This window comes from Actinomycetota bacterium (genome assembly GCA_030682655.1).
Taxonomy (GTDB): domain Bacteria; phylum Actinomycetota; class Coriobacteriia; order Anaerosomatales; family JAUXNU01; genus JAUXNU01.
In genome coordinates this window covers 1-5,364 of the sequence record JAUXNU010000057.1, presented here as the reverse complement: position 1 = coordinate 5,364, position 5,364 = coordinate 1, and the positions used below count along the sequence as shown (strand labels likewise).

6 protein-coding genes are annotated in these 5,364 nt (G+C 63.5%); 4 read left to right on the top strand and 2 right to left on the bottom strand.

Going from position 1 to position 5,364, the window contains the following annotated elements:
* Positions 1 to 240: 240 nt before the first annotated feature.
* Both Q8K99_03585 and Q8K99_03580 read right to left on the bottom strand, forming a co-directional pair.
* Entirely contained in the window at positions 241 to 1,329 is a 1,089-nt protein-coding gene (locus Q8K99_03585; GenBank protein MDP2181631.1) for a helix-turn-helix domain-containing protein, read from the bottom strand.
* Positions 1,319 to 1,486, bottom strand: coding sequence for a hypothetical protein (locus Q8K99_03580; GenBank protein MDP2181630.1), 168 nt, complete (start codon positions 1,484 to 1,486; stop codon positions 1,319 to 1,321). Before Q8K99_03580 ends, Q8K99_03585 begins: the two co-directional genes overlap by 11 nt.
* A 145-nt stretch (positions 1,487 to 1,631) precedes the next feature.
* Here Q8K99_03580 and Q8K99_03575 point away from each other — a divergent pair, with 145 nt between their 5' ends.
* The 4 genes from Q8K99_03575 (at position 1,632) to Q8K99_03560 (ending at position 5,331) form a co-directional block, all read left to right on the top strand.
* Entirely contained in the window at positions 1,632 to 1,976 is a 345-nt protein-coding gene (locus tag Q8K99_03575; GenBank protein ID MDP2181629.1) for an AbrB/MazE/SpoVT family DNA-binding domain-containing protein, read from the top strand.
* Positions 1,963 to 2,364: a type II toxin-antitoxin system VapC family toxin gene (locus Q8K99_03570; GenBank protein MDP2181628.1), complete on the top strand. Its 402-nt coding sequence runs from the start codon at positions 1,963 to 1,965 to the stop codon at positions 2,362 to 2,364. Before Q8K99_03575 ends, Q8K99_03570 begins: the two co-directional genes overlap by 14 nt.
* Positions 2,365 to 2,537: 173 nt before the next feature.
* Positions 2,538 to 4,085: a class I SAM-dependent DNA methyltransferase gene (locus Q8K99_03565; protein MDP2181627.1), complete on the top strand. Its 1,548-nt coding sequence runs from the start codon at positions 2,538 to 2,540 to the stop codon at positions 4,083 to 4,085.
* Positions 4,075 to 5,331: a restriction endonuclease subunit S gene (locus tag Q8K99_03560; protein ID MDP2181626.1), complete on the top strand. Its 1,257-nt coding sequence runs from the start codon at positions 4,075 to 4,077 to the stop codon at positions 5,329 to 5,331. The genes Q8K99_03565 and Q8K99_03560 overlap by 11 nt, the downstream gene beginning before the upstream one ends.
* Positions 5,332 to 5,364: the final 33 nt, after the last annotated feature.

The window sequence follows — 5,364 nt, the reverse complement described above, 5'->3', positions numbered from 1 at the left end:
GTGGCGACCGCCGAAGTACTCGCGAAGAAGAAAGCGAGATCCGACGGCGACGCGCTGATCGCCACGTACCGTGAGCTATACAGCCGCTTTTCGGCATTCCAACGCGAGCTGCGCCGTGCCCTGCAAGGGTCCACGCTACTTGCCGTGGGATAGTCGCACACCAGCGCCTGCAAGGAAGGCCGCCGTGCTCACAATGTTCGATGGCGCGAAGATTGGCCACAACCGTGCGTTTCCCGATGTCTACCCCGCCCACTCGAGCTTCGTCTTGAGGTCGTTCATCCAGCTTGGAGGGATGACTCCGTCTTTCTGGAGTCTTCCAACGACGATGCTCGGGGCGATTCCGATGCGCTCGGCGAACGCTCGCACGGTCGCCTTCGATGGCTGTCCGGCTGCCACGAACACCGCGTATTCCGCCGACGGGATCAGGAGATCAGCTGCGAATCGGTTCGCGCGCTCCTCGGCGGCCGAATCACCGTCGAGGTCGCTGATGCCTGACCTCTTGCGATCGTCGAGCAGCAGGTGTCCGGCCTCGTGGAAGAAGCTGAACCACAGGTGGTCGTCGGTCTTGTAGCGCAGACCGATCTGAATGATGGCGCGTGTGCGTGATGCCCACCAACTCACTGCGAAGCACCGGGTCTTTGGCAGGTCGGGCACGAACACGACTGCTACGCCCGCCGACGAGCAGCGCTCCTCCAAGAGCTGCTGCCACTTCGCATCCGGTTGACAAGTGACGGTCCGCAGGTCACCGAGCACCCCTCGAAATCTCTTCTCGTCGAACGGCGCGACTCGGATCGCCTCGGCCGCACGCTCGCCCGCGCGCAACCATGCCGCGATGGCAGGCGTCTCGGGGGTGTACGCAGTGCTCATGCGAGCTGCGAGTCGCTTCTCCGAACCCCAGTAGTTTCGGTAGGCGCTAACCGATGACACGCCAAAGAAGGAGAGTAGCCCCTCGGCTTGCTCGACAGGGCTCGCTTCACGAGCAATCCAACCGTGCGCCGCCATCTCCTTGAGGGGGAAGGAATCGATCCAATCGGCTTGCTCGGCGTGCTCTGTCTCGCGGTGCTGACGGGCGAGGACGTCACGGTAGGTGGCTTCCGATGTGTTCCAGAAGGACGAAGGTACTCCCAAGACGCGCTCGAGTTCGATGGCGGTCTCGTGAGTGAGGGATGCCTTGCCGTTGACGAGCTGGCTCACGAACTTCTCGCTCTTGCCGAGCCGCAGGGCGAAGTCGACCTGCGTGATGCCGCGCTCCTCGAGAATCTCGCGGATGGTCTCCCCGGGGGCAACTGGCAGGTCCACCCTGGGATCGTATCGGTACTCAGTCGCCATGGTAGTCCGTCACCTCCAAGATCGTGACTTCGGTGACCGCCCCCCAGTCAAGCCCGCCGTCGTCACGCACGGGCGGCGGGTCGATCGTCGGCCTCAGTATCAGTCGCAGGTTGTCGGTAACATCGGCGAGCTTCTTCGTAGCGACGTGAACCTCCATGCATGCCTCGTCATCGTGTTTTACCGATGAGGTAAAGGTAGCATGGTTTACCGGAATGGTAAACTCACAGCTTCCGGTGCGCGATTGACCATGCCCGAGGTAAGGAGTAACGTCAGAAGTAAGGAATCCCGACCGAGGAGAGGCGATGGAGGCGCGAGCGCGGGTGACATCGAAGGGCCAGGTTACCGTCCCGGTCGAGGTCCGTCGTGCCCTCGGCGTCGAGGAGGGCGACACGCTGGTGTTCGAGCTGGCCAGCGGCTATGCGACTGTGCGCAAGCGTCGCCCCACCCTGCAGGTGGCCGAGGAGGTGCGGGCGCGCTACCTCGGCGGTGGCGAGCTTCGCCCCATCACGAACCGCGAGGCCATCGAAGAGTACTTCGCGTCTGAGCACGAGCCCCGTGCCGGGGACATCCTCCATGTCAGCTCCGGAGATGGTACCTTCGAAGAGCGGATCGCCTCTGAGTCCGAACGCAACGATGCTGATCGCTGACGCGAACGTCGTCATCGCGGCGCTTCTTGGCCAGGCCGACTCGCACGGAGAGGCCGTCGCGCGGCTCGTGGACGATCTGGAAGCACGCGAGGAACGTCTCGTCATCACCGAGGGCGTGCTTGCCGAGGTTGCGTGGGTCCTCCGGAGTCGTCTGGGCATGTCGCAGCGCGAAATCTCCGGCGCGCTGCTCGCGCTGCTCGATTCCGCTGCGTTCGACTCGTGGGATCCGCCGCTCGTGACCGAGGCGTTGCGCATCATGGCCGAGGAGCCCCGGCTCAACCTCGTCGACGCGCTGCTCGCGGCACGTGACGCCACGGGTGTCGCTCGCGTCGTGACGCTCGATCGCGTGCTCGCGCAAACGATCGCGCGGGAGCATGGCCACGCGTAGGGCCGCGGCCGAAGTGTCGAGTACGCAGTGGGCGACGGAGGACGCGGGCGGGCTTCCGACCTGCACCGACAAAGCCCTGACTGCTGGCAGTCCGGTGTTCTTGCCCGCTGCGCTACTATGAGCTTGACGCCGTTCATGGGGTTGCGGCGTCGACCCTATCTCCCGGAGGTCGCATGGCGAAGCCGCGCTCGAGCAACGGTGCCAATGTCGGGTTTGAGGCTGAACTCTGGAAGGCCGCCGACGCGCTCCGCGGCTCCATGGATCCTGGCGAGTACAAGCACGTCGTCCTGGGCCTTCTCTTCCTCAAGTACATTTCCGACGCCTTCGAGGAGCAGCACGCCGCGCTGCTCGCTCAGGCTGCCGATGGTGCCGACCCCGAGGACCCCGACGAGTATCGCAAAGACAACGTCTTCTGGGTCCCGCGCGAAGCCCGCTGGGCGACTCTCCAGGCTTCCGCCAAGCAGCCAACGATCGGCCAAACGGTCGACAGCGCCATGCTCGCCATCGAGCGCGACAACCGCTCGCTCAAAGACGTGCTCGCCAAGGACTACGCGCGGCCCGGCCTCGACAAGATGCGCCTCGGGCAGCTTGTGGATATGGTCTCCAACATCGCGGTGGGCGACGCCGCCAGCCGCAGCAAGGACGTGCTCGGGCGCACCTACGAGTACTTCCTGTCGCAGTTCGCGTCCGCCGAGGGCAAGAAGGGCGGCGAGTTCTACACGCCGCAGTGCATCGTGCGCGTGCTGGTCGCGATGCTCGCGCCCTACAAAGGCCGTGTCTACGACCCGTGCTGCGGCTCGGGCGGCATGTTCGTGCAGTCCGAGCGCTTCATCGAGGAGCACGGCGGTAGAGTCGGCGACATCTCCGTCTACGGGCAGGAGTCAAACTACACCACGTGGCGCCTGGCCAAGATGAACCTCGCGATCCGCGGCATCGACGCGAATATCGCACACGGCGACACATTCCACGCCGACGGCAACCCTGACCTCAAGGCCGACTTCGGTCTCGCCAACCCGCCGTTCAACGACTCCGACTGGAACGGCGCATTGCTCAAAGACGACAAGCGCTGGCAGTTTGGCGCGCCACCCGCAGGCAACGCGAACTATGCGTGGGTACAGCACTTCATCAGCCACCTTGCGCCCACCGGCACCGCCGGCTTCGTGCTCGCCAACGGCTCGATGTCCTCCAGCCAGAAGGGCGAGGGCCAGATCCGCCAGCGCATAGTGGAGGCCGACCTCGTCGACTGCATGGTGGCGCTGCCCGGTCAGCTCTTCTACTCCACGCAGATCCCGGTGTGCCTGTGGTTCCTCTCGCGCGACAAGCACAACAACCGCTTCCGTGATCGCCGAGGAGAGATCCTCTTCATCGACGCACGTCAGATGGGCTCGATGGTCGACCGTACACACCGTGAGCTAACTGCCGAGGATATCGCCAAGATTGCCGACGCCTACCATGCGTGGCGCCACGACCCCTATGTGGACGCCGAGTACGAAGACGTTCCCGGCTTCTGCAGGTCGGCCAAGCTTGAAGAAGTCGCCGAGCACGGACATGTGCTTACGCCCGGGCGCTACGTGGGCGCGCCACCCGCCGCGGAAGACGCCGAGCCCTTCGACGAGAAGATGAAGCGCCTGACCGCCGAACTCGGCGAGCAGATGGCCGAGGGGCAGCGACTGGATGCTGAGATCAAGGTGAATCTGGAGAGCATCGGCTATGGGTTCTGAGGCTCCGTTCGCCTTGGTGGCTGACTGGCCGGTACGCACACTGGCTGAGGCATGCAGCGCGGCGGGTGGCAGCGTCCAGACCGGACCGTTCGGTAGCCAGCTCCACAAGTCCGACTACGTATCCAATGGGATTCCGAGCATCATGCCTATCAACATCGGTGACAACCGCATCGATTCAACCGACATTGCGATGGTCGGCGCTGCGGACGTCGAACGGCTCGCGCGCCACAGGGTGCGGCCAGGCGACATTGTCTACAGCAGGCGTGGCGACGTCCGGCGGCGTGCACTTGTTCGAGACGAGCAGGCAGGCTGGTTGTGCGGCACCGGGTGTCTCCGCGTGCGTCCGGGCGAAGGCGTGCTTGATCCCGGCTACCTCTCATACTACTTGGGCCATTCGGAGGTTCAGGACTGGATTGAGCGTCATGCGATTGGCGCGACGATGCCCAACCTGAACACCGGCATCTTGGGTGCGCTTCCAGTCGTCGTTCCGCCGCTCGCCGAGCAGCACGCTATCGCCTCCATCCTCGGTGCACTCGACGACAAGATCGAGCTGAACTGCCGGATGAGCCGAACGCTCGGCGAGATGGTGCAGGCCATCTTCAAGTCCCGGTTTGAGGATTCCGTTCAGGGCGAGCTTCCGAGCGGATGGACTTGGGGCAGAGTCAGGGACCTCGTTGTCGTGAATAGGAATCCAGTCGACCCTCGACGCCATCCGGATGAGATCTTTGATCACTACAGCATTCCTGCGTTCGATGACGGTCAACTCCCAGCAACTCAGTCCGGTTCTGAGATCAAGAGTACTAAGAACAGGGTCATGCAAGATGGGGTGCTTCTCTCCAAGCTGAACCCGCGGACACCGCGTGTGTGGTGGCCGGTTCTCCATGGGACTCGGCGATCTATTGCATCAACGGAGTTCCTAGTGTTGACGCCCAGCCGCACAGCAACGCGTGAGTTCGTCTATGGGATCATGAGTTCTAGACTCGTATCAGAGGGAATGCGGTCGCTCGTGACCGGCACATCGGGCAGTCACCAGCGAGTGGCTCCGGAGTCCATGCTCGATATCCCAGTGCCGGTGCCTAGCCCGTCGGTTATCACGGAATTCTCGAAGACGGTTGCATGTCTGCACGCTCGTCGAGCCACCCTGCGCAGTGAGTCATGGGCGTTGTCGTCGACTCGTGACACCCTGCTTCCGAGCGTGCTCTCAGGTGAAATCAAGATCACGATGTTCTCGACGAATGGGGCTTAGGGTGTCTAGCCTCGATATTTCACGAAGGTCGCC